General features: G+C 44.4%; 1 protein-coding gene. It reads left to right on the top strand.

Annotated elements, in window-relative coordinates; all coding sequences use genetic code 11:
• Positions 1 to 417 (top strand): ATP-binding cassette domain-containing protein (locus J5069_RS23760; RefSeq protein ID WP_264646118.1); only part of this gene is annotated, 417 nt, incomplete at its 5' end.
• Positions 418 to 689 lie beyond the last annotated feature (272 nt).

Raw genomic sequence — 689 nt, 5'->3', positions numbered from 1 at the left:
ATTTTTATTAATGGGATGACCATGTCCAATATTGGGAAACGTGAGCTCAGAGAGCATGTTGCTTTTGTCATGCAAGATGACAAATTGCTAGCCGGAACCCTACAGAAAAATATCACTGGATTTTCAGAGTCCCCAGATATGGAACGTATGGCCGAATGCGCTAACTATGCGGCCATTGATGAAGAAATCGACTCATTCCCGTTGGGATATGACTCTATGATTGGCGATATGGGTAGCACCCTTTCAGGAGGACAACGTCAACGTATTTCTATCGCCAGGGCGCTGTATAGACAACCTGGGATTTTGCTGCTTGATGAGGCAACAAGCGATCTCGATATCGACAACGAACAAAAAATCACTCGCTCTATTAGTCGTCTGCCAATAACTCGTATTTTTGTTGCTCATCGACCGAGATGATTAAGTCAGCAGATAGAGTCTTTAACCTTCAACTGAATGCATGGGTTGAGGAAGATACACCCTAATAATTCGAGTTGCAGTAAGGCGCTTGAGGTGGTTTCGTAAGAAGTGAGACCCATTGATGGGGCGAATAACAAGTGCAGTCAACACACCTGCAACGTGAAGGTATACACCACTTCTACTCGCGAAGGGAAAAAGATTGACCTCGATGCGATGATTAACTGAATAACGCTGTTTTCTGGCGAATGACAGAGGGTGAAAAATGTCGGTGA

Source organism: Candidatus Symbiopectobacterium sp. NZEC127, from assembly GCF_025962675.1.
In the GTDB taxonomy this organism is placed as follows: Bacteria; Pseudomonadota; Gammaproteobacteria; order Enterobacterales; family Enterobacteriaceae; genus Symbiopectobacterium.
The sequence above is the reverse complement of the archived record's forward strand: the minus strand, read 5'-3'. Positions and strand labels throughout refer to the sequence as shown.